Annotated in this window: 20 protein-coding genes and 1 pseudogene; 9 read left to right on the top strand and 12 right to left on the bottom strand. The window is 65.0% G+C overall.

Translation table 11 applies throughout. The features are described 5' to 3' along the window. Nucleotides 1-5: 5 nt before the first annotated feature. Nucleotides 6-845, bottom strand: a complete 840-nt coding sequence (coxB, locus tag ACUXVA_RS08465; RefSeq protein ID WP_265080712.1) for a cytochrome c oxidase subunit II — start codon at nucleotides 843-845, stop codon at nucleotides 6-8. Nucleotides 846-1,264: 419 nt separating this feature from the next. On the opposite strand from coxB, the gene ACUXVA_RS08460 reads away from it, so the two are divergent. Further along, nucleotides 1,265-1,822: an invasion associated locus B family protein gene (locus tag ACUXVA_RS08460; protein ID WP_265080713.1), complete on the top strand. Its 558-nt coding sequence runs from the start codon at nucleotides 1,265-1,267 to the stop codon at nucleotides 1,820-1,822. A gap of 49 nt (nucleotides 1,823-1,871) precedes the next feature. Here the strand turns inward: ACUXVA_RS08460 and ACUXVA_RS08455 are convergent. Next, nucleotides 1,872-2,201: pseudogene (locus ACUXVA_RS08455) on the bottom strand (DUF5615 family PIN-like protein). Further along, the gene (locus ACUXVA_RS08450) at nucleotides 2,198-2,422 is read right to left on the bottom strand and encodes a DUF433 domain-containing protein (RefSeq protein ID WP_265080714.1); all 225 of its coding nucleotides are present in this window, start codon (nucleotides 2,420-2,422) and stop codon (nucleotides 2,198-2,200) included. Before ACUXVA_RS08450 ends, ACUXVA_RS08455 begins: the two are co-directional and overlap by 4 nt. Before the next feature lie 129 nt (nucleotides 2,423-2,551). Between ACUXVA_RS08450 and tldD the strand changes: the two genes are divergently transcribed. The 3 genes from tldD (at nucleotide 2,552) to ACUXVA_RS08435 (ending at nucleotide 5,403) form a co-directional block, all read left to right on the top strand. Continuing rightward, nucleotides 2,552-3,979 (top strand): metalloprotease TldD, encoded by a 1,428-nt coding sequence (gene tldD / locus ACUXVA_RS08445; RefSeq protein WP_445491632.1) that lies wholly within the window; start codon nucleotides 2,552-2,554, stop codon nucleotides 3,977-3,979. After that, a complete protein-coding gene (lepB, locus tag ACUXVA_RS08440; protein WP_265080716.1) occupies nucleotides 3,976-4,752 on the top strand; it encodes a signal peptidase I in 777 nt (258 codons plus the stop codon). The genes tldD and lepB overlap by 4 nt, the downstream gene beginning before the upstream one ends. Nucleotides 4,753-4,824: 72 nt before the next feature. After that, complete coding sequence (locus ACUXVA_RS08435) at nucleotides 4,825-5,403, top strand: nucleotidyltransferase family protein (RefSeq protein WP_265080717.1); 579 nt, start codon at nucleotides 4,825-4,827, stop codon at nucleotides 5,401-5,403. A 7-nt stretch (nucleotides 5,404-5,410) separates the two neighbouring features. Here the strand turns inward: ACUXVA_RS08435 and ACUXVA_RS08430 are convergent, their stop codons facing one another. The 5 genes from ACUXVA_RS08430 to ACUXVA_RS08410 all read right to left on the bottom strand — a co-directional run bounded on the left by ACUXVA_RS08430 (nucleotide 5,411) and on the right by ACUXVA_RS08410 (nucleotide 9,324). Then, nucleotides 5,411-6,127: a cytochrome c biogenesis CcdA family protein gene (locus ACUXVA_RS08430; protein WP_265080719.1), complete on the bottom strand. Its 717-nt coding sequence runs from the start codon at nucleotides 6,125-6,127 to the stop codon at nucleotides 5,411-5,413. A gap of 6 nt (nucleotides 6,128-6,133) precedes the next feature. Continuing rightward, the gene (locus ACUXVA_RS08425) at nucleotides 6,134-6,493 is read right to left on the bottom strand and encodes a thioredoxin family protein (protein WP_413776551.1); all 360 of its coding nucleotides are present in this window, start codon (nucleotides 6,491-6,493) and stop codon (nucleotides 6,134-6,136) included. Between the two features lie 212 nt (nucleotides 6,494-6,705). After that, entirely contained in the window at nucleotides 6,706-7,263 is a 558-nt protein-coding gene (locus tag ACUXVA_RS08420) for a PAN domain-containing protein (RefSeq protein WP_265080720.1), read from the bottom strand. Nucleotides 7,264-7,368: 105 nt separating this feature from the next. Further along, nucleotides 7,369-8,739 (bottom strand): glutamate--cysteine ligase, encoded by a 1,371-nt coding sequence (locus ACUXVA_RS08415; protein WP_265080721.1) that lies wholly within the window; start codon nucleotides 8,737-8,739, stop codon nucleotides 7,369-7,371. 96 nt (nucleotides 8,740-8,835) lie between these two features. Further along, nucleotides 8,836-9,324 carry a MarR family winged helix-turn-helix transcriptional regulator gene (locus ACUXVA_RS08410; RefSeq protein ID WP_265080722.1) on the bottom strand — a complete coding sequence of 163 codons (489 nt, stop codon included), beginning with the start codon at nucleotides 9,322-9,324 and terminating at the stop codon, nucleotides 8,836-8,838. A gap of 127 nt (nucleotides 9,325-9,451) precedes the next feature. Between ACUXVA_RS08410 and gstA the strand changes: the two genes are divergently transcribed. Together gstA and ACUXVA_RS08400 are read left to right on the top strand one after the other, a co-directional pair. Continuing rightward, nucleotides 9,452-10,066 carry a glutathione transferase GstA gene (gene gstA, locus ACUXVA_RS08405; RefSeq protein WP_265080723.1) on the top strand — a complete coding sequence of 205 codons (615 nt, stop codon included), beginning with the start codon at nucleotides 9,452-9,454 and terminating at the stop codon, nucleotides 10,064-10,066. A gap of 228 nt (nucleotides 10,067-10,294) precedes the next feature. Further along, nucleotides 10,295-11,284 (top strand): methyltransferase domain-containing protein, encoded by a 990-nt coding sequence (locus tag ACUXVA_RS08400; protein ID WP_265080724.1) that lies wholly within the window; start codon nucleotides 10,295-10,297, stop codon nucleotides 11,282-11,284. 529 nt (nucleotides 11,285-11,813) lie between these two features. Here ACUXVA_RS08400 and ACUXVA_RS08395 read toward each other — a convergent pair. Next, on the bottom strand, nucleotides 11,814-14,030 hold the full coding sequence (locus tag ACUXVA_RS08395) for a 3-hydroxyacyl-CoA dehydrogenase NAD-binding domain-containing protein (RefSeq protein WP_445491628.1): 2,217 nt from the start codon (nucleotides 14,028-14,030) through the stop codon (nucleotides 11,814-11,816). A 99-nt stretch (nucleotides 14,031-14,129) separates the two neighbouring features. On the opposite strand from ACUXVA_RS08395, the gene ACUXVA_RS08390 reads away from it, so the two are divergent. Continuing rightward, a complete protein-coding gene (locus ACUXVA_RS08390; RefSeq protein WP_265080726.1) occupies nucleotides 14,130-14,903 on the top strand; it encodes an EAL domain-containing protein in 774 nt (257 codons plus the stop codon). 181 nt (nucleotides 14,904-15,084) lie between these two features. Here the strand turns inward: ACUXVA_RS08390 and ACUXVA_RS08385 are convergent, their stop codons facing one another. The 3 genes from ACUXVA_RS08385 to ACUXVA_RS08375 form a co-directional block, all read right to left on the bottom strand. Beyond that, nucleotides 15,085-16,293 (bottom strand): acetyl-CoA C-acetyltransferase, encoded by a 1,209-nt coding sequence (locus tag ACUXVA_RS08385; protein ID WP_265080727.1) that lies wholly within the window; start codon nucleotides 16,291-16,293, stop codon nucleotides 15,085-15,087. Nucleotides 16,294-16,507: 214 nt separating this feature from the next. Further along, nucleotides 16,508-18,298 carry an acyl-CoA dehydrogenase C-terminal domain-containing protein gene (locus tag ACUXVA_RS08380; protein WP_445491625.1) on the bottom strand — a complete coding sequence of 597 codons (1,791 nt, stop codon included), beginning with the start codon at nucleotides 18,296-18,298 and terminating at the stop codon, nucleotides 16,508-16,510. Nucleotides 18,299-18,307: 9 nt separating this feature from the next. Beyond that, a complete protein-coding gene (locus ACUXVA_RS08375) occupies nucleotides 18,308-18,703 on the bottom strand; it encodes a nuclear transport factor 2 family protein (protein WP_265083874.1) in 396 nt (131 codons plus the stop codon). Between the two features lie 92 nt (nucleotides 18,704-18,795). On the opposite strand from ACUXVA_RS08375, the gene ACUXVA_RS08370 reads away from it, so the two are divergent. Next, nucleotides 18,796-19,332: a TetR/AcrR family transcriptional regulator gene (locus tag ACUXVA_RS08370; protein WP_265080728.1), complete on the top strand. Its 537-nt coding sequence runs from the start codon at nucleotides 18,796-18,798 to the stop codon at nucleotides 19,330-19,332. Between the two features lie 189 nt (nucleotides 19,333-19,521). Beyond that, a complete protein-coding gene (locus tag ACUXVA_RS08365; RefSeq protein ID WP_445491623.1) occupies nucleotides 19,522-23,004 on the top strand; it encodes a hypothetical protein in 3,483 nt (1,160 codons plus the stop codon). Nucleotides 23,005-23,008 lie beyond the last annotated feature (4 nt).

The raw sequence follows: 23,008 nt of genomic DNA, 5'->3' as shown, positions 1-23,008 counted from the left end.
GGAGCTTACTGCGCCGCGATCCCGGCCGAGGCAAAGGTATTGCCCGGGTTGGTTGCGAATTTCTTCTTGGCGGTCTCGATCCAGGCTGCGAAATCCTGGTCGCTCACAACGCGGATCGCGATCGGCATGAACGCATGATCCTTGCCGCACAGCTCCGAGCACTGGCCATAATACATGCCGACTTTGGTCGCCTTGAACCAGGTCTCGTTGAGCCGGCCCGGCACCGAGTCGATCTTGATGCCGAACGACGGCACCGCGAAGGAATGGATCACGTCAGCGCCCGTGGTCTGGACCCGGATCACCTTGTTGACCGGCACCACCATCTCGTTGTCGACGCCGAGCAGGCGCGGCTGCTTGTCGGAGGCCAGCAGCGAGTCAAATTCGAACTTGCCGTTGTCGGGATAGGCGTAGCTCCAGTACCACTGCTTGCCGGTCGCCTTGACGGTGAGGTCGGCCTTGGGAATGTCGAGCTCGAGGAACAGCAGGCGGAACGACGGCACCGCGACGGCAACAAGGATCAGCACCGGGATCAGGGTCCACGCCACCTCGATCAGGGTGTTGTGAGTGGTCTTGGAGGGGACCGGGTTGGCCTTGGCGTTGAACTTGACCACGACGATGATCAGCAGCACCAGCACGAACAGAGTGATGGCGGTGATCAGCCAGAGCAGGAAATTGTGAAACCAGGTGATGTTTTCCATCACCGGCGTCGCGGCTTCCTGCAGCTTGTATTCCCAGGGCGCGGGCTGACCCATTTCGGCCAACGCAGCCCCGCTCAACGCGAGCCCGGCTCCAACAACCGCTAACCCCAGCAACCGGCGGCCAATCTGGCCCTTCGACATCTTCATGTCGCGCGCGCTCCCATATTGATCTAACTCAAGATAGCCCGGCGGTTCGCCGTGTTACCCAGCAAAAGCTGTTCAGCTCGCATCCCGTCAAACGGACATAGGCCCGGTTGTTAGAAAGCGTCGAAATCCAGCCTCTCAAACCATAATTCGCGGCGGGTCGCAATGCAGGAATGGACCGGGGTTCAATGCATCCGGAAGGATTGTGCCGGCGCCACAATTCCCGGACCGAATTCAGCGAAACTGCAGCTTGACCATACCGGTGGCGCTTGACAGGCTGACGGCCCGATGTACGCACAGGCGGGATGGCTCGCGGCGCGGTGATTCGCCGCCGTAGCGCCAGAGTCCGACGGACGCCTTCACGGCGCCGTCTTTGCCGTATCAGTCCATTGCCCGGACGACTTGCCGAGGGACAGACCCTGATGGGGCTTTTGAAACATTTGAACACATCGGCCACGGGCCTCGCCTTGCCGTTTGCCGGCTGGCGTCGTCTCGCAGCCGGCTGCCTGGCGCTGGCGGCCGTCGCCGCCATGCCGTCGGCCAGCCATGCCCAGGGCGCGGTGCGCTCGACCCATGGCGACTGGCAGATCCGTTGCGACACCCCGCCCGGCGCCCAGGCCGAGCAATGCGCCCTGATTCAGAGCGTGGTGGCCGAAGACCGCTCCAATGCCGGCCTGACCGTGATCGTGCTGAAAACCGCCGACCAGAAGAGCAAGTTGATGCGGGTGGTTGCCCCGCTCGGCGTGCTGCTGCCGTCCGGTCTCGGACTCAAGCTGGACAACGTCGACGTCGGCCGCGCCGGCTTCGTGCGCTGCCTGCCTAACGGCTGCGTCGCCGAAGTGGTGATGGACGACAAGCTGCTCGGGCAGCTACGTACCGCCAAGACCGCTACCTTCATCATCTTCGAGACCCCCGAAGAAGGCATCGGCTTCCCGCTCAGCCTCAACGGCATCGGCGAAGGCTACGACAAGCTGCCATAGCAGTTGCGCTGGCCCACTATGGTTTGCCGCAGCAAAATCGACGTGACGGCTAATAGATCTCGAGGCGGACCGCTTCGTCGTCATCAAACGCAGCAATGATCTGCGCGTAACGCCGCAGCAACGACGCTATCTCCATCGTTGGCAGATTGCCGGCCCGGATCCAAATCACTTTGGGCGGGCCACCGAGCAGGATCGCCATCTCAGCGAAATCGGCGTCCTGAGAGACGATCGTGTAACCATTGCGCTCGGCATACTCCTAGATTGTGCGATCGTCCGCCGCTTCCATACCGGCATGCCGGACATGGATAGAACCGGGAAGAACATCGGCAATAGCCTCGCAAAGCCTGAAACTCAGGTTTTGGTCGAACAGCAGCTTCATTTCAGGGCTGTGATCGAACGCCTTTCGCGATCAGCCGCATAAGCCAGAGTCGCGAGGATGTCACTTTCCGTCAATTCCGGGAAATCGGCAATGATCTCAGAGTGCGACATGCCGGCGGCAAGCCAGCCCAGCACGTCCGCGACGGCGATCCGCATATGACGGATGCAGGGGCGACCGCCGCGCTTGCCCGGTTCAATGGTGACGATCGAACGGTAATCCATACCGATAATCTAGCACGCATCGGATGCCGCAGCAGCACCAACATGAACGTAAAGAGAGAAAACTCCCCTCCCCTTCTTCCGCCGCAATGCCTATCTTCAGTGCCACAACGCCATTGCCCCGGAGCCTTCATGACCAGCCCCGCCACCACCTCCCTGATCGACCGCGCCAATCTCGACCGCGACCAGGTGCGCCAGCAGCCGATCCGGGGCCTCGAGGGCGCCGACGACGGCGAGCTGTTCCTGGAATACAGCCAGAGCGAGGCGCTGGGGTTCGACAACGGCCGGCTGAAGCAGGCGACCTATGATACCGCCCAGGGGTTTGGCCTGCGCGCGGTGAAAGATGATGCCGTCGGCTATGCGCATTCCTCGGACGTCTCGATCCCGGCGCTGATCCGGGCCGCGGATGCCGTGCATGCCGTGCGCGGCGGCTACAGCGGCACCTTTGCGGCGGCGCCGGCGCACACCAATGTGCGGCTCTATGGCGACGACAACCCGCTCGATGCGCCCGGCTTCGAGGCCAAGGTCAAACTGCTCGCCGAGATCGATGCCTATGTGCGCGACAAGGATCCGCGGGTTCGACAGGTCTCGGTCAGCGTCAGCGCCACCTGGCAGGTGGTGGAAATCCTGCGTCCGGACGGCGAGAGCTATCGCGACATCCGCCCGCTGACCCGCGTCAACATCTCCGTCGTTGCCGGTCAGGGCGACCGCCAGGAAAGCGGCAGCAAGGGCTATGGCGGCCGCGAGGGCTATGCCCGCTTCATCGAGACCAAGGCCTGGCGCGACGCCGCCGACGGCGCCATCCGCGAGGCCATGGTCAATCTCGAATCGATCCCCGCCCCCGCCGGCGAGATGGACGTGGTGCTCGGGCCGGGCTGGCCCGGCGTGATGCTGCACGAGGCCGTCGGCCACGGGCTGGAAGGCGATTTCAACCGCAAGCAGACCTCGGCCTTTGCCGGGCTGATGGGCCAGCAGGTGGCGGCCAAGGGCGTCACCGTGGTCGACGACGGCACCATCTCGTCGCGCCGCGGATCGTTGTCCATCGACGACGAGGGCACCCCGACCAGCCGCACCGTGCTGATCGAGGACGGTATCCTGACCGGCTACATGCAGGACCGCCAGAACGCCCGGCTGATGGGCATGAAGCCGACCGGCAACGGCCGGCGCCAGGGCTATGCCCATGTGCCGATGCCGCGCATGACCAACACCTACATGATGGGCGGACAGCGCGACCCGGCGGAGATTCTGGCCTCGGTGAAGAACGGCATCTATGCGGTGAACTTCGGCGGCGGACAGGTCGACATAACCTCCGGCAAGTACGTATTCCAGTGCACCGAGGCCTACAGGATCGAGAACGGCAAGATCGGTGCGCCGGTGAAGGGCGCCATGCTGATCGGCAACGGACCGACCGACCTGCATCGCGTCAGCATGATAGGCAACGATCTGGCGCTCGATGACGGCATCGGGACCTGCGGCAAGCACGGCCAGGGCGTGCCGGTTGGCGTCGGCCAGCCGACGCTACGCATGGACAAGATTACGGTCGGAGGAACGGGATCGTGAGCACGGAAGCAGACACCACATCATTTTCGGCCACGGCAAGACGCTGGTCGGGGCAACTCGGCCAGATCGCCGCCATCGTCGCCGTCGTATTCGTTGCCAAGGGTGCGCTGGCGGAGCCGTTCTACGTGCCGTCGGCCTCCATGGAGCCGACGCTGCTGATCGGCGACGCGCTGCTGGCGAGCAAATTTCCCTATGGCTACAGCACGGCCTCGCTGCCGATCCACGTCTCGTTCCCGGAAACCGGCCGGGTGTTCGCTTCGACGCCGAACCGCGGCGACGTGGTGGTGTTTCGCTGGCCCGGCGACCGCTCGCAGGTGTGGGTCAAGCGGGTCATCGGCCTGCCCGGCGACCGCGTCCAGGTGAAGCAGGGCCAGGTCTGGCTCAACGGCGTGGCGACGCAAGTGATGGCCGACGGCATCGGCAAGGCCGAGGACGACAATGGCGGCGGCGAGCCCGCGCGACGCTATGTCGAGACGCTGCCCGGCGGTGTGTCGCACCCGATCTTCAAGCTTTACGACAATGGACGGCTCGACAACACGCCGGAAGTCACGGTGCCTGCCGACCATCTGTTCGTGATGGGTGACAACCGCGACAACTCCGCCGACAGCCGCGTGCCGGTGTCGCAGGGTGGCGTCGGCCTGCTGCCGATGGACAACCTGGTCGGCCGCGTCGACGCCATCGTCGGCTCCTGGGACCTCGGCGTGCGCAGCCAGCCGGTGAGCAACTGGCTATCGGGCTTCCGCATGGCGCGGTTTTTCACCGGGGTGCATTGAGAGCAACTGGAGCCCGCAACCGAATTCCGAACGAGTTCGGGCTCCACGCACTGAAGACCGAACCGCGGTGCCATGACCTCCGCTGATTTTCTCGACGCAGCACTGCGCAATCCCATCCACACGGCGCTATTCGACGAACTCGACAGGCGCGCCCTCCCCGACGCGTGGATCGTCGCGGGATCCTTGACCCAAACGGCCTGGAATGCGCTCACCGGATGCGCGGTCGATTACGGCATCAACGACTATGACGTGTTCTACTTCGATCCCGACCCTTCCTGGGAGGCCGAAGACCGCGTCATCGCCTCGCTTCGCGACCTGTCCGACAGACTCGGCGCACGGATCGAACTGCGCAACCAGGCCCGCGTTCACCTGTGGTATCCGCAAAAGCACGGGACACCCTATCCCGCACTGACGCGCGCCACCGACGGCATTGATCGCTTCCTCACCCGCTGCACCCAAGTCGGGATTCGACGCAACGCCCAAGGCGACATCGATGTCTATGCTCCCGCAGGTCTCGACGACGTCGCGGCGATGATCGTGCGGCCCAACCTGACGCCCAATTTTTCCGCTGAGGCCTACCGGGCCAAGGCTGCGCGCTGGCTGACGCTGTGGCCGGAGTTGGAAGTGCTGCCGCCCGGAAACCTAGTCTAGCCACGAACTAGAACGACGTCGTCAGTTCCGTCAGCCATGGCGGCGAGGTATTGACCAGAACGGCCTCGATCGTCTTGTCGGCGCCGCTGACAATCGCCACGCCGATGACGATGAAGGCAACGCCGAGCAGACTCTTGCCGAACTTGCCGGCGGACAGCAGTCGCGTCCGCAGACGCATCAGCGTGGCGCGCGACAATTCGCCGAGCAGTACCAGCGGCAATGCCGCGCCGATGCCGAACACGATCATGGTCAGCGCCACCCGCAGCAGGTCCTTGCCCTGCGCCGCCAGCAGGGAGGCCGCGCCAAGCGTCGGGCCGACGCAGGGCGACCACACCGCGCCGAGCAAAAGGCCGATGGCAAACTGTCCACCGAGACCCGACGACGCACCGCCGCCGAACTGCCGATCGGCCCAGCCCGAGATCGGCCCGCCCGCCGCGGCGAGGCGGACCTGCCAGACCGGTACCAGCAGCACCGTACCAAGCGCGATCATGATGACCGCCGCGACGGCGCGAAACACCGACGCGTCAATGCCGAGGCTGAAGCCGACCAATGCCAGCAACAGCCCCAGCAAGGTGAAGGATACCGCCAATCCCGCCGCCAGCGCCACGGCGCCAAGCCGGTGCTCGGTCACCGCGGCACCCAGCACGATGGGGACCAGCGGCAACACGCAAGGCGACAGGATCGACAGCAGCCCGGCCGCGAAGGCCAACGCAAGCGAGGTCATGGAAGGCTAGAGGCTCTTGTCGAGCAGCGATGCGATTGACGCTTCCTTGGTGTCGCCGACCGAGCGGCCTTCTTCCTTGGCGCCCTTGAAGACAATCAGGGTCGACTGCATCTGCGCGCCGAACGCTTTGACATCGGCCTTCTGCGCATCGAAATCGACCCGGAACACCTTCAGGTCCTTGAACTTCGCATTCGAGGTCAGGCGCTCCAGGATCGGCTTCTGTGCCTTGCAAGTCGGGCACCAGTCGGCGTGGATCTCGACCAGGATCGGGCTGCCCGACGCCTGCGCGGCCTTGAAGGCCGCCGGTGAAAACGGAACAACCGTGTCGCTGGCGACCGCTGACGGCAACCATGCGACGGCAGCCATGGTCGAGGCAACGGCAACAGCGGCGAACAATCTGCGCGAGATCATCATAAAATCCTCAATCGGAAGCGTTGAGCAGCGGCGGACCAAAAGCAAGGTTCCGTGACGAAGATACGGGCCAATACCGGGGGTGTTACGCAGCTTTAGAGAATAAACGATCGCGCCTCTGCTCCCGTTTCTGGCGTCGATGGACACCATGAGCCGTTCGCGCGTCGTTACCGCACCACGCCAGAGGTGAATCCCGGCCTGCGTCGCGGCGGCTTGATGTCGTCCTTCAGGAAACAATGCGCGCCGCGGCCGGCGTAGCCGGGCCGTGCATAGGTCCAGGCGCGGCATTTGTTGTCGGATTCGCAGGCAGAGCGGCAGGCTTCGTCGCTGCGGGTCTTGTCGTCCGGCTTGATCTCGAAGTTCTTGTAGTCGCCGCCGAAGCGGTCGATGGAGGTCTCCACCGGACCGGTGCGCCGCTCGATGACACCGGCGCCACGGACGCCGGAGACGCAGCAGAAGCTTTCGATGCGCGGCGGCACCTTGTCTTTCAGCCAGCACACCGCATCTTCGGATTTGTCGCTCGGATAGTTGAAACTCCAGGCACGGCAGCGGCGATCGCGTTCGCACATCAGCGCGCATTCGGCAGGATCGCCGGACCGCGACAGCGAGCGCGAATAGTCGGCGCCGGGGCGGTCGAAATTGGTCTGCCCGCCTGCCGGTCCAGCCACCAGTGCCAGCAGGGCGAACGCGGCCCAGCACGCTCTGATCAGGCAGTTCCTCGACATCGACGGTTGCTTTCGGCAGGCGCTGGAGCGGCGCGAGCCGCTATTTGACCGCCAGCTTCCTGTACCAAGGATGAACGGCTGTGCAGAATCATGCAAGCCGCTGATCTAGAAGCGATATTCCGCGTAGGCCGGTTCCACCGAGTGCTGCCAGGAGCCGTGGAACTTGTCCAGCATCTCCTCGGCCGGGGACTTCCCGGCGTCGATGATGCGGTCGAGCGGCTCGAGGTGCCGCGACTCGTCGCGGCCGCCCTGGTCGAGCCGGCCGCGGCGGCGCAGCCCGGCATGGGCCAGCGCCATGCACTCCTTGGCGATCTCGAACAGGTAGCGGTCGCCGATCTTGGCCTTGAACCCGAGCGTCGGCACCTGGTCGCGCAGCGACTGACGCTCCTCGGCGGTCCAGTCCTTGACCATCTCCCAGGCGGCGTCGAGCGAAACGTCGTCATAGAGCAGCCCGACCCAGAAGGCCGGCAGCGCCGGCAAGCGGCCCCACGGCACGCCGTCGGCGCCGCGCATCTCCAGGTAGCGCTTCAGCCGCACCTCCGGAAAGATCGTCGACAGGTGGTTGGCCCAGTCCGACAGGGTCGGCTTTTCGCCGGGCATCATCTTGTTGCAGCCGGCAAAGAAATCGCGGAACGAGGAGCCGGACACGTCGATGTACTCGTCGCCGCGCTTGACGAAATACATGGGAACGTCGAGGGCATAATCGACCCAGCGCTCGAATCCCATGCCGTCCTCGAACGCCCACGGGATCATGCCGGAGCGGGCATTGTCGGTGTCGCGCCAGATCTCCGAGCGGAACGACAGGAAGCCGTTCGGCTTGCCTTCGGTGAACGGCGAATTGGCGAACAATGCGGTGGCGATCGGCTGCAGCGCCACGGAGACGCGCAGCTTCTTGACCATGTCGGCTTCCGAGGAGAAGTCGAGGTTGGTCTGCACAGTGCAGGTGCGATACATCATGTCGAGGCCGTATTGGCCGACCTTCGGCATGTAGTTGGTCATGATCTTGTAGCGGCCCTTGGGCATCACCGGGATCTGCTCGCGCGACCACGATGGCGTCATGCCGAGCCCGAGGAAGCCGATGCCGAGCGGAGTGGCGACTTCGCGCACCTGCGCCAGATGCGCCATCAGCTCGGACTGGGTCTGGTGCACGGTCTCTACCGGCGCGCCGGACAGTTCGAACTGGCCGCCGGGCTCCAGCGAGATGGCGCCGCCGCCGGTCACGTCATAGAGGCCGATGATATGCTTGCCCTCCATGATCGGCTCCCAGCCGAGCAGCAGCTTCATGCCCTCCAGCAGCGCCTCGATGCCGCGGCCGCCGGCATAGGGCACTGGGTGGTGGCCCTGCAGGGTGAACGGCGTCTTCTCGTGCTCGGTGCCGATGCGGAATTCCGACGGCGGCTTCACGCCGGCCTCGATCCACGCCACGAGTTCGTCGCGCGACTGCAGCGGCGTCATATCGATCTGGTCACGCGCCATGGAAATTCCGGATGCAGGGCGCAGCGATCACGCGCGCGCAGTGTCGGGGACGGCTGCGGACCGGGATGGTCGCAGACGCAGGAGGTACAATAAGGTTCATCGGGCCGACGCGGCGTCTCTGGCGGCCGGCACCGCCGCTTCTTGGCATGCGCAGCCGAGCCGGTCGAGCAGGCCGCACAATTTGGCGGCGTCGGAATCCGACAATTTCGAGCCGACGTGCTTCTCGATGGCGGTGGAATAGGCGCAGCACATCCGCTTCTGCAGGTCGCGCCCGGTTTCGGTGATCTCCACGAACAGCCCACGCTTGTCCATCTTGCATTCGCGGCGCGCGGCAAGCCCCTCGTCCACCAGCCGGTCGATCAGCCGCGAGGTCGAATATTGCGGGATCAGCATCTGCTTTTCCAATTCCACGGGCCGCATTTCGCCGGACGGCGCGCGCGACAGCTCGAGCAGCGCGTCGTACCACGCCAGCGGCGGGAAGCCGGCGCGCTTGAGATCCTGCTCAACGGCGTCCAGCACCCGGCTCTGCACCCGCACCAGGCGGATCCAGGCGGCTGTGGCCTCAAGGGAGGGTTTGCGTTTCATCGGCGATCCATCATGCTGGGGAGCACCCTAGCGCACTTGATGCAGCCGCATCAATCTTGACTATTCCATGCAACTGCATTTAGTCACGCGTTTGGTTAAGCCAATAACCACCACGGAGGAAATCCCGATGAAGCTGTATTATTCGCCCGGCGCCTGCTCCCTGTCGCCGCATATCGCACTTCTGGAAGCGGGTCTCCCCTACGACCTCGTCAAGGTCGACCTCAAGGCCAAGAAGCTGGAAAACGGCGACGACTATCTCGCCATCAATCCCAAGGGCCAGGTGCCGGCGCTCGGCCTCGACAATGGCGAGATGGTCACCGAGGGTCCGGTGATCGTGCAGTACATCGCCGACCAGGCCTCGACCAAGAACCTGGCGCCGGCACAGGGCAGCGATGCCCGCCGCCATCTGCAGCAATGGCTGACCTACATCAACGGCGAGTTGCACAAGAATTTCAGCCCGCTGTTCCAGCCCGCCTTCGACGACACCGTGAAGGGCTTCTTCAAGACCCGCTTGATGGGCAAGTTCAAGTATATCGATGACTCGCTTGCCGGTCGCGACTACCTGCTAGGCAAGGATTTCAGCGTCGCCGACGGCTATCTGTTCGTCATGCTGGCCTGGGCCGACCGGATGAGCATCGACCTCTCGGAGTTCAAGAACCTGATGGCATACAAGGCCCGCGTCGCGGCGCGGCCGAAGGTGCAGGAAGCGCTGACCAAGGAAGGCCTGATGAAGGCGGCGTGAGAATTTTCGCTGCTTGCGAGCAAAGGGCCGGATCGGTGATCCGGCCCTTTTTGTTTTGATCCGCCGGCGAAGACCCGCGCGCCCCGGCAAAGGTATCCCGCATTAGATAAGCCGCAATCATTCACCTTCGCGTCACGGATCCGCCATGGTCAGAGCACGCCGCATTCTCAGACTGCAGCGAGGCCGCATGGGTACCTCATTTGCATTTGCGAAAGGTACGGATCGATCATGCTGAACAATCCGACATCCACGATTTCGGCTGATGACAGCCAGGATTTGAGCGACATCACCTGTTGCCCCCGCTGCAGATCCCCCATCGCCTTTCAGGGCGCGCAATCCCGTTGCTCGAATGCGGAATGCGAATACGCCCGCGCGGGATTTCCCATGGTCGACGGGCAGCAAGTTCTCATCGATTTCGAGGCCAGCATTTTCGAGCGTGCGACCTATCATAACCACAGCGGCTCGGTGCTCGACCGCGATGTCCAGAACCATTCGATCGGCTCCCGGCTGCACCGGTTCACATTCGGCAAGAACCCGGTCGCCGATGCGAACTGCAGATCATTCATCGCTTTGGCAAAAAGCCGATCCGCAAGGCCTCTCATCCTGGTGATCGGCGGGGCAAAGGTTGGCTTGGGCGCAGGGCCGCTCTACGACGACCCGGCCCTCAATGTGGTCGGAACGGATGTCTTTTCATCGCCCTACACCACGCTGGTGGCTGACGCCCATCGGCTGCCATTCGTGGATCAATCATTCGACGGTGTCTGGATTCAGGCTGTGCTTGAACATGTCCTCGATCCGATCAACGTGGTCTCGGAAATCCACCGGGTGCTTCGGAAAGACGGTCTGGTCTACGCCGAAACGCCGTTCATGCAGCAGGTCCACGAGCGGGCATACGACTTCACCCGCTATACCCAGAGCGGGCATCGCTGGCTGTTCAAGTCCTTTACGGAAATCAGCGCTGGGCCGGTGACCGGGGGCGGCGTCGCGCTGCTGTGGTCGATCCGGTATCTGGTCAGGGCGTTCGGCGTCGGAGATGGCGTGTCCCGCCTTGCCGCCCTGCCGTTCTTCTGGGTCAGATTTTTCGACGGCTTCGGCAGTCGCCGGGCCAAGGCTGACGCCGCCAGCGGCCTGTTCTTTCTCGGGCGGCGCTCGGAGCAGGATCTGGAGCCGGGTTCAATGCCGCAATATTACGATCGACAGAACCGGGCCGGGAACTGAGCGTCACGCGCCGGCGAAGGTGCAGGAAGCGCTGACCGAGAAAGACCTGATGAGGGCGGCGTGAGTCGCTCTTTCTTCCCTCTCCCCCAGCGCAGCGAAGCTGCGCGCCGCGGGAGAGGGTGCGCAGGCGGCCTTCGGCCGCCGTTCTTAAATAGACGCCGATGCGCAGCATCGGCTATGGCGCAGCGAAGGCGGGAGAGGGAGAGCCAAACGCTCCGAAGCAAGGGCCCCCTCTCCCGTCTCGAACCCGCTTCGCGGGCTTCGATCCACCCTCTCCCACCTGCACGCAGCTTCGCCGCGTTTGGGGGAGAGGGGAAAGCAAGGGCGCTTCGCTTATGCCGCGCCAGCTTCTTCGGCGCGAACTCGCACCATCCGCTGTAACTGTCGTCGCCCGGCCAGGCGCGCAATTGCGCGCCTGGACCGGGCGACCCAGTAGTCGCAACCGGTTGTGATCAATCACAAACGCCTGCGGTTACTGGATCCCCGCATGCGCGGGGATGACAAGTGAGTGTGCTGTAGATCTATAAAACTACGCCGCCGCCAGCTTCTTCGGCGGGAAGCGGCCGTAGAAGGTCTCGCCCTTGGCGGCCATGTCTTCGAGCAGCTTCGGCGGGGTGAAGCGCGAGCCGTATTTCGCCTCCAGCTTGTGGCACAACTCCACGAACTTCTTGGTGCCCATGAAGTCGATGTAGCTCAGCGTGCCGCCGGTGAACGGCGCGAAGCCGAAGCCGAGGATCGAGCCGACATCGGCCTCGCGCGGATCGGTAATCACGTGATCCTCCACTGTGCGCGCGGCTTCCACCGCCTGCACGACGAGGAAGCGTTGCTTCAGCTCCTCGACATCCAGCGTATCGGGATCGACCGGCTTCGGCACCAGCGCGCCCAGCCCCTGCCACAGGCTCTTCGAGCCCTTGCCCTTGGGCGGATACTCGTAAAAGCCCTTGCCGTTCTTGCGGCCGAAACGCTCCTGCTTCTCGACCATCTCGACGATCAGCTTCTTCTGCGCCTGGTCGACGGCCTGGGCGCCGAGATCGGCCTCGGTGGCCTTCATGATCTTCAGCACCAGATCGAGCGCGATTTCATCCGACAGCGACAATGGCCCGACCGGCATGCCGGCCATCTTGGCGGTGTTCTCGATCATCGCCGGCGGCACGCCTTCCATCAGCATTTCCAGCCCTTCGGCGGTGAAGCGCAACACGCAGCGGTTGGCGAAGAAGCCGCGGGAGTCGTTGACCACGATCGGCGTCTTGCCGATCACGCGGACGTAGTCCAGCGCGGTGGCCAGCGCCACGTCGCCGGTGTTCTTGCCGACGATGATCTCCACCAGCATCATCTTCTCCACCGGGGAGAAGAAGTGGATGCCGATGAACTTCGACTGGTCGGTAAACTCTTCGGCCAGCGAGTTGATCGGCAGCGTCGAGGTGTTCGACGCAATGATCGCGCCTTCCTTCAGGAGCGGCTGCACCTTCTTGTAGATCTCGGCTTTCACCGCACGATCCTCGAACACCGCCTCGATGACGAGGTCGCAGTCCTTGATCACGTCGAAGTCGGCGGTGGCGGTGATCCTGGCCATCAGCGCCGCCTTGTCGGCTTCCTTGGCGCGACCCTTGCTGATCAGCGCATCGATGGCCGCCTCGCAATGGCCGAGACCCTTGTCGGCGCTGGCCTGGTCGCGATCGATCAGCACCACGTCCATGCCGCCGCGCGCCGAGACGAAGCCGACCGAGGCGCCCATGAAGCCGGCACCGATGACCGCAAGCTTCTTGACCTTGGTCGGCGGCACGTTCTGCGGACGGCGCGCACCCTTGGTCAGTTCCTGCATGGAGATGAACAGGCTGCGGATCATCGCCGCCGCTTCCTTGCTCTGCAGGATCTTGGCGAAGTAGCGCGACTCGACGCGCAGCGCGGCATCCATCGGCAGCCGCAGGCCTTCATAGACGCACTGCATGATGGCGCGGGCCGCCGGATAATTGTCGAACGTCTCGCGGCGATAGATGGCGTTGCCGGCCGGGAACATCTGCATGCCCTGCTTCGAGTACACCGGGCCGCCGGGCAATTTAAAACCCTTCTCGTCCCACGGCGCCACGGCCTTGCCGCCGGCCTTGATCCATTCCTTGGCGGCAGAAATCATGTCGGCGGCAGGCACCACCGCATCGACCAACTTCATCGCCTTGGCCTTGGTGAGGTTGATCGCCTCGCCCTTCAGCAGCATCTGCATGGTGTCCTGCGGCTGCAGCATGCGCGCGATGCGCTGTGTGCCGCCGCCGCCGGGAAACAGGCCGACCTTGATCTCGGGCAGACCGAGCCGGGTCTTCGGATTATCCGCCGCGACACGGTAGTGGCACGCCAGCGTCAGTTCGAATGCGCCGCCCATCGCCAGGCCGTTGATGGCCGCGACCCACGGCTTGCCGGAGGTCTCGATCTTGCGCAGCGTCAGCGACAGCTTGCGGCTCTCGTCGAACAGCAACTTTTGCGCGGCTTCCTCGCCGTGCTCCTTACGGGCGGCGGCGAAGGCCTTGTTCATGCCCTCCAGCATCGACAGGTCGGCACCGGCGGAAAACGCGTCCTTGCCCGACGTGACGATGACGCCCTTGATGGCGGTATCGGCGGTGACCTGGTCGACGATGGCGCCGAGTTCTTCGATGGTGGTGACGTCGAGCACATTCATCGAACGGCCGGGAATGTCCCAGGTGACAACCGCAACACCGTCGGCGTCGGTTTCGATCTTGAAGTTCGTATGGGCCATGTGGCGCTCCCTGTGTCCGCTACCGTGCTAAGTTGCTTTAACGACTACTCAATTGATCGAGCCTATCCAGAGAGGAACACTCTCTGACAGGTATACTTCATGGGCAACGTGTGTGCCGGATGTCGCGACGACTTCACGCTTCCATTCGCGTTCAAGATGGCATTCCAGCCGATCGTCGATCTCAAGGCCAACCGGGTCTGGGGCTACGAGGCGCTGGTGCGCGGCGTCAACGGCGAGTCCGCCTATTCGATTCTCGACCAGGTCACCCACGACAACCGCTACCGCTTCGATCAGGCGGCCCGGGTGATGGCGATCGAGACGGCCGGTGATTTGTATGCGGGACGCGACCTTCGGCTGGCGATCAACTTCATGCCGAACGCGGTCTACGAGCCGACCGCCTGCATTCAGAAATCGCTCGCAGCGGCCGAACGCGTCGACTTTCCGCACCATAACCTGATGTTCGAGTTCACCGAGAACGAGCGGATAGAAGATGCCGCCCATGTGCGGAAAATTGTCGAGACCTATCGCAAATTCGGCATCTGGACCGCACTGGATGATTTCGGCGCCGGCTATGCCGGGCTCAGCCTGCTGTCGCGGATGCAGCCGGACCTGATCAAGATCGACATGGAACTGCTGCGCGACATTCATCTCAGCCGCGCCAAGCAGGCGATCGTCGCCGGCATCGTAGGCATCGCGCGCGAGCTCGACATCGCCGTGCTCGGCGAAGGTGTCGAGAACGACCTTGAACTGACCGTGCTGCGCGCTGCCGGCATCTCGCTGTTCCAGGGCTATCATTTCGCCAAGCCTGCTTTGATGAGGCTGCCCGATGTGCCGTTGATCGATGGGCCCATGATGATCCGCAATGTGAGTTGATCTTTCTTCCCCTCTCCCCCAGCGCAGCGAAGCTGCGCGCAGCGGGAGAGGGTGCCTGAGCGGAGCGAAGGCGGGAGAGGGAGAGCAACACGCTTAGCAGAAGTAGCCCCTCTCCCGTCTCGAACCCGCTTCGCGGGCTTCGATCCACCCTCCCCCACAAGGGGGAGGGGAAGGAAGAGACCTACACCCGCTCGATGATGGTGGCCGTTCCCATGCCGCCGCCAATGCAGAGGGTCACCAACGCGGTGGACTTGCCGGTGCGTTCGAGTTCGTCGAGCACGGTGCCGAGGATCATGGCGCCGGTGGCGCCGAGCGGATGACCGAGGGCGATGGCGCCGCCGCAGACGTTGATCTTGTCGTTGTCGATCTCGAACGCCTGCATGAAGCGCAGCACCACCGAGGCGAAGGCCTCGTTGAGCTCGAACAGATCGATGTCCTCGAGCTTCATGCCGGAGCGTTCCAGCACCTTCTTCGTCACATCCACCGGACCGGTCAGCATCATCGCCGGCTCGGAGCCGATATTGGCGAAGGCGCGGATTTTTGCGCGCGGCTTAAGGCCAGCTTTTTCGCCGGCTTCCTTGCTACCGAGCAGCACCGCTGCCGCGCCGTCGACGATGCCCGACGAGTTGCCGGCGTGGTGCACGTAGTTCAGCTTCTCGATTTCCGGATGCGACTGGATCGCCACCGCATCGAAGCCGCCCATCTGGGCCATCGCCACGAAGGACGGCTGCAGTGCCGCCAGCGACTGCATCGTCGTCGACGGCCGCATGTGCTCGTCCTTGGCCAGAATGGTCAGGCCGTTGATATCCTTGACGGGGATCACCGACTTGTCGAAGCGGCCTTCGTCCCAGGATTTGGCGGAGCGCTGCTGGCTCTGCACCGCATAGGCATCGACGTCGTCGCGGGAGAAACCGTATTTGGTGGCAATCAGGTCGGCGGAGATGCCCTGCGGCATGAAGTAAGCCGGCACGGCGATGGACGGATCTACTGGCCAGGCGCCGCCGGAGGCGCCGAGGCCGACGCGGCTCATCGATTCGGCGCCGCCGCCGATGGTCATGGCGTGCTGGCCCGACATCACCTGCGCAGCGGCGAAATTCACCGCGTCGAGGCCGGAGGCGCAGAAGCGGTTGACCTGGATGCCAGGCACGTCGTTGCCGTAGCCCGCCGACAGCGCCGCCATGCGGGCGATGTCGCCGCCGGCCTCGCCGACCGGATCGACGCAGCCGAGGATCACGTCGTCGATGACGTGGGGCTGCAGGTTGTTGCGTGCCTTCAGCGCCTTCAGCGGCGCGGTGGCCAGCGCCAGCGCGGTCACTTCATGCAGCGCGCCGTCGGCCTTGCCGCGGCCGCGCGGGGTGCGCACGTGATCGTAGATATAGGCCTCGGGCATGGGGTCTCCCTTTTATTCAGGTCGTGATGTTCACTTACGCGATTTCTTCAAACTCACTGTCGTTACCCGGCCAAGCGCGCAATTTGCGCGCTAGGACCGGGCGACCCAGTAAACGCTGTGGTTCGCGATCTAATCTCTGCCACCGGAGTATACTGGATCCCCGCATGCGCGGGGATGACAGTCTGAGTGTGTCTTCGAGAGCAGAGCGTAATCGTTAGAACGCCTCCGCCGGCAATTCCATGGTCGTCGCGGCACCGGTCTGGACGCGCCCGAGGTGGACCGAAGTTTCCGGCAGCATCCGTTCCATGAAGAAGCGGCCGGTGACAAGCTTGGTCGTGAGATAAGGCGTCGCACCCGAGGCGGCAATCTTGTCCTGCGCGACCTTGGCCATCTTCGCCCACATATAGGCGAAGGCGGTGAGGCCGAACAGCTGCATGTAATCGGTGGCGCCGGCGCCGGCATTGTCGGGCTTCATCATGGCGTTGTTCATCAGCCACATGGTCGCCTGCTGCAAGTGGCCGAGCGCGCCCGAGAGCGGATCGACATAGGGCTTCATCGCCTCGTCGCCGCCATGCTCCTTGGCAAACGCGGCGACCTCGCCGAAGAAGGCCATGGCAGCACGGCCACCGTCGCGTGGCAGCTTGCGACCCACCAGGTCGAGTGCCTGGATGCCGTTGGCGCCCTCATAGATCATGGCGATGCGGGCATCGCGCACGAACTGCTCCATGCCCCATTCGGCGATATAACCATGGCCGCCGAACATCTGCTGCGCCGAGACCGCATTGGCGAAGCCGCCATCGGTGAGCACGCCCTTCAGCACCGGGGTCATCAGGCCCAGATGGTCGTCGGCGGCCTGACGCTCCTTGGCGTCGTCGGAGCGATGCGCGACGTCGCTCTTCAGCGCGGTCCACACCACCATGGCGCGCGCCGCCTCGTTGAAGGCGCGGATGGTCAACAGCGTGCGGCGCACGTCGGGATGCACGATGATCGGATCGGCCGGCTTGTCCGGCGCCTTCGGCCCGGTCAGCGAGCGGCCCTGCAGGCGATCCTTCGCATAGGCCACGGCGTTCTGGTAGGCGACCTCGGACTGCGCGAGGCCCTGCACGGCGACGCCGAGCCGGGCCTCGTTCATCATCACGAACATACCCTGCATGCCCTTGTTCTCTTCACCGATCAGCCAGCCCTGGGCGTTGTCGTAGTTCATCACGCAGGTGGAATTGCCGTGAATGCCCATCTTGTGCTCGATCGAGCCGCACGACACACCGTTGCGCGCACCCAATGAGCCGTCGGCATTGACCAGAACCTTGGGCACCACGAACAGCGACACGCCCTTGATGCCGGCCGGTGCGCCCTCGATACGCGCCAGCACCAGATGGATGATGTTGTCGGCCAGGTCATGCTCGCCGGCCGAGATGAAGATCTTGGTGCCGGAGATCTTGTAGCTGCCGTCGTCCTGCTTCACCGCCTTGGTGCGCAACAGACCGAGATCGGTGCCGCAATGCGGTTCGGTCAGGTTCATGGTGCCGGTCCATTCGCCGGACACCATCTTGGGCAGGAAGATCGCCTTCTGCTCCGGCCGGCCATGCACCACCAGCGCCGCGGTGGCGCCCATGGTAAGGCCGCCATACATCGAGAACGCCATGTTGGCGGAGCACTGGAATTCGTTGACCGCCTGCGACAGCGCCACCGGCAGGCCCTGACCGCCATATTCCACCGGCGCCGACAGGCCGAGCCAGCCGCTCTCGGTCACCTGGTTGTAGGCATGCTTGAAACCCTTCGGCGTGGTCACGCTGCCATCGTCGTGGCGAACGCAGCCTTCGAGATCGCCGACGCGGTTGAGCGGTTGCAGCACCTGCTCGCTGAGTTTCGCCGCTTCCTGCAGGATCGCTTCGCGAACATCGGCGGAGGCGTCGGAGAATCCCGGCAGGTTATTATAGCGATCGAACTGGAATACGTCGTTGAGCAGGAAACCAACGTCTTCGAGGGGGGCTTTGTAGCTGGGCATGGGGGATCCTTAAGTGGAAATCGCTGGCTGGCGGGCAAGCTGTTCGCCCATCAGGCGGTGCAGAAGGTTGATGGCCTTGAGTGGGCGCACCATGACTTTGAAGTGCGTGATGCGGCCGTCGCCATCGAAGGTGATGATGTCGGCGCCATTGATCGCGATGCCTTCGAGCTTGGTATCGAATTCCAGGACGACGCCGGTGTCGTTGCGCCACTCGCCGCGATAGGCGAAGCCGGGACCGCCCAGCACTTGCTCGGCACTGACGAGATATTTGAAGACGATATCACGGCCGCGTTGCGGCGTATGTACGACGGGGCTCTCGAACACCGCGTCAGGATGCAGCAGATCCCACAGCGCGGCGCGATCGTGCTCGCGCATGTAGGCGTACCACCTGTCGAGTCCGGTCATCGCCAGCACCCTTTGTCGCTTCCATACATCCCTGCATGGAAAACTATCCGCGACGGGTAGCTGCCGTCAATACATATGTGTATGGTGACGCCGTGAAAGATCGGCTGACCATAACGGACTGGATCAAGCACGGCCTGCGAACGCTGGCCGGTCAGGGCGAGAGTGCCCTGAAAGTCGGCGCGCTGGCCGCCGGGCTGAACGTGTCCCGCGGCAGCTTCTATTGGCATTTCAAGGACATAGACGACTACCGCCAGACCCTGTTGCGGGAGTGGGCGGTACGCGCCGGCGAACAGGTGATTCGCGACATCGATGCCACCATCACCGGTCCGGCGCGGCTGACGGCCTTGATGCGGCTCGCTTTCGAGGAGGATCGCAGCCTCGACCGGGCCATCCGGTCGTGGGCGACGGCCGACGCGTCGGCGGCAGCGGTCGTGGCCTCCGTCGATGTGCAGCGTGTGGCCTATATTGCCAAACTGCTGACCGAATCCGGGGTTGAGGTCCGAAGGGCGATGCCGCGCGCCGAGTTCATCTACTGGGCCTATATCGGCCAGCCCGCGGTCATGCACCAGGCACACACCGCCATCACGGAGGCCGACATCGACGACCTCAGCGCGCTGTTCACGCGCTAAATCCTCGTCGGCCGGCGCGGATTAACTTTCGCGCCCTGCGGACGAGTTCCTTAACCCGTTATTTACCGTAACACGAAAAAGTCGAAGCGAGAGGCAGACGACCTGCGCCGCTTTCGATTGTCTCGGTCGAGTGGGACGCGCGGGAAGGCCTCGGGTGCAGTTGCGCCAGGCTCGGAACCGGACGAAAGCATGAATTCGCGCGTATCGTGGAGTGTTGAAGGTATCGAGCCGACCGTGCGGGAGCGGGCTGAAGCCGCCGCACGACGGGCCGGCATGTCGCTGGGCGACTGGCTGAACTCGACCATCGGTGAGTCCTCGGCGAATTACACGTCACCCCATCCGCATGGCCGCAGCGAAGCGCCGCGCCAGGCCGCCCGTCCGCCGCTGCCGGAGCGCGACGTGCAGGACGTTGCTGAAATCCACCAGCGACTGGACTCCATCACCCGACAGATCGACCAGATGTCCCGCCCCGCGGTCCGCGGCGAACCCGGCGTGGCACGGCAACTCAACGATGCCATTTCCCGGCTCGACGCCCGGCTGTCGCAAATCGGCAGCCCGGCGCCGGCCCCGCTGATGCAGGAGGCGCCGCGCACCGCCGACATGGTCGAGCGCGCCGCCGCACAGGTCTACAACAGCCCGCCCTACAGCCTGCCGGCCTATGAAGCTGCGCCGCCCTATGAAGCTTCGCCACCGCTGACGCCTTCGCTGGATTTCGCCATCGCCGAAATCGCCGCCCGCCAGCACGAGCTCGACGGCGCTTCCGAGCGCATTTCCGCGCCGCGCCACGCGCCGATGGCACCGCCGGCGGCTCCGGCCGCGGCGCCGCAGATGCCGGCACCCGCGCCGGCGCCCGTGGTGCAGGCCCCCGCCCCCGACATGTCCGGCCTGGAACGGCAGCCGTCGCAGATCACCAGCAAGATCGAGGCGCTGCAGCGTCCGGACAACGCCGTCGAGCAATCGATCGCCGTATTCCGCTCCGAGCTGGCCGAGATCCGCAACGTCATCACCGAAGCGCTGCCGCGCCGCGCCATCGAATCCCTCGAGAATGAGATCCGCTCGCTCGGCCGCCGCATCGACGACAGCAAGCACAGCGGCATGAACGGCCAGGCGCTGGCCGGCCTCGAGCGCGCGCTCGCCGACATCTATCAGACGCTGCGCACCCTGACGCCCGCCGAACAGCTCGCCGGTTTCGACGAGACGATCCGCAACCTCGGCACCAAGATCGACCTGATCGTGCGCTCCAGCGACGATCCCGGCACGCTGCAGCAGCTCGACAGCGCCATCGCCGCGCTGCGCGCCATCGTATCCAACGTCGCCTCCAACGAGGCGCTGGCCCGGGTCAGCGACGACGTGCAGAAGCTGTCGGCGAAGGTCGACCAGATCGCCCAGGCAGACAATCACAGCGAGTCCTTCGCCGCCCTGGAGGCGCGCATTGCGACGCTGACCACGACGCTGGAAAACCGCGACCGTCCGGTGGCGACGCCGAGCTCCGATCAGCTCGAAGCCGCGTTGCGCGCGCTGAGCGACCGGCTCGACAATCTGTCGGTCGGCAACGACAGTTCGTCGACTTTCGCGCATCTCGAACAGCGCGTGTCCTATCTGCTCGAGCGGCTCGAGCACGCCGCCGACAACCGCTCCGGCAATCTCGGCCGCGTCGAGGACGGGCTGCAGGACATCCTGCGCCACCTCGAGAAGCAACAGACCGCCTTCGGCGCACTGGTCGACAGCCGCAGCAGCGGCCCGTCGATGGATCCCGCGCTGGTCGACACCATCAAGCGCGAACTGTCCGACATGCGCTTCAGCCAGACCGAGACCGACCGGCACACCCAGGATTCGCTCGAAGTCGTCCACAATACCCTCGGCCATGTGGTCGATCGGCTCGCCATGATCGAAGGCGACCTGCGCGCGGTGCGCGCCGCGCCGGTCACCGCGCAGGCGCAGGCGCACGTGCCGGCCGCAGCGCCGCAGCCCGCATCTCCCCCGATCGCATCCGCGCCGATCGTGCCGCCGCCGCCCCGGCCGGAGTTGCAGAACCCGGCGCAAAGCGCGATGCCGGTGCGGCCGCCGCAGCCACCGGCCGCGCCCCAGCCTCCGAGCAAGCCGCAGGGCAAGCAGTTCGACGCCGCGCCGCGCGAGTTCGCCGCCACAGCGGTGTCGCACGAGCCGGCGCCGTCCTTCGTGCCCAAGGCGATCAGCGACATCCTCGATCCGCGCAAGGGCACGGCACCCGCGCGCACGGCGATCGCGCCCGATCTGCCGCCCGATTATCCGCTCGAGCCCGGCACCCGTCCGCAGGGCCGCAGCGCGGCGCCGTCGCCGTCGGAGCGCATCGCCGCTTCGGAAGAAGCGATCAGCGAATTGTCGTCCGGCGCCCGCGAGCAGGCCACCGCATCGAGCTTCATCGCCGCCGCGCGCCGCGCCGCGCAAGCCGCCGCGTCCGCCCCGGGAGGCGACAAGTCCAAGACTGCCGCGAAGACCGCGGCGAAGTCGGCGACGAACACTGCCGCCGGCGACAAGAGCGCCTCGACCATCAGCGCGAAGATCCGCTCCTTGCTGGTCGGCGCCAGCGTGGTGGTGATCGTGCTCGGCTCGTTCAAGGTGGCCATGACGCTGCTCGACGGCAGTGCACCGGCCCCGGTGGCCGAGAACAGCCAGCCGATGCAGCCGACCCCGCCCGAGCCGATCGAACCCCCGGCCCAGGCACGGCCCGCAACGCCGTCGCAGACCACGCCGGCGATGACCTCGCCGACCCCGATCGGCCGCCAGTCGATGGCACCGCAGGCGCCAGCGCCCCAGGCTTCGGCACCGCAGGCCGCACCGGTTCCGTTCGTGGCCGAACTCGCCGCGCCGCAGAACACCGCTCCCGCTGCGCTGGCCAATGCCGGCGACGTCACCGGCTCGATCACCGTGCCGCAGGCCGCGCCGGTGCTGCCGGCCAGCAATTACAAGCTCTCCGTCGTGCCGGTGCCCGCCGCCGAACGGCTGCCCGACGGCATCGGCGGCGTGGCGCTGCGCAACGCCGCGCTGAAGGGCGACGCCAGCGCCGCCTACGAGGTCGGCGTGCGCTATGCCGAGGGCAAGGGCGTGCCGCAGAGCTACGACGAGGCCGCCAAATGGTACGACCGCGCGGCGCAGGCCGGCGTCGTGCCGGCGATGTTCCGGCTGGGAACGCTCTACGAAAAGGGCCTCAGCGTGAAGAAGGACCTCGACACCGCGCGGCGCTACTACATGCAGGCAGCCGACCGCGGCAACGCCAAGGCGATGCACAATCTCGCCGTGCTCGAGGCCGATGGCGGCACCAAGGGCGCCAACTACAAGAGCGCGTCGCAGTGGTTCCGCAAGGCCGCCGAGCGCGGCGTCGCCGACAGCCAGTTCAACCTCGGCATCCTCTATGCGCGCGGCATCGGCGTCGACCAGAACCTCGCCGAATCCTTCAAGTGGTTCAGCCTGGCCGCAGCCCAGGGCGACGCCGATTCCGGCCGCAAGCGCGACGACATCGCCAAGCGGCTCGATCCGCAGTCGCTGGCAGCGGCCCGGCTGGCCGTCCAGACCTTCGTGCCGGAAGGCCAACCCGACGACGCCATCAACGTGGCGACGCCGGCCGGCGGCTGGGATGCGGCGCCGGCCCAGACCAGCGCCAGGCCGACGCCGGGCAAGCGCGCGGCGCGCTGATCCG

It is taken from the genome of Rhodopseudomonas sp. RCAM05734 (assembly GCF_052658035.1).
This window is presented reverse-complemented; position numbering and strand designations above follow the sequence as displayed.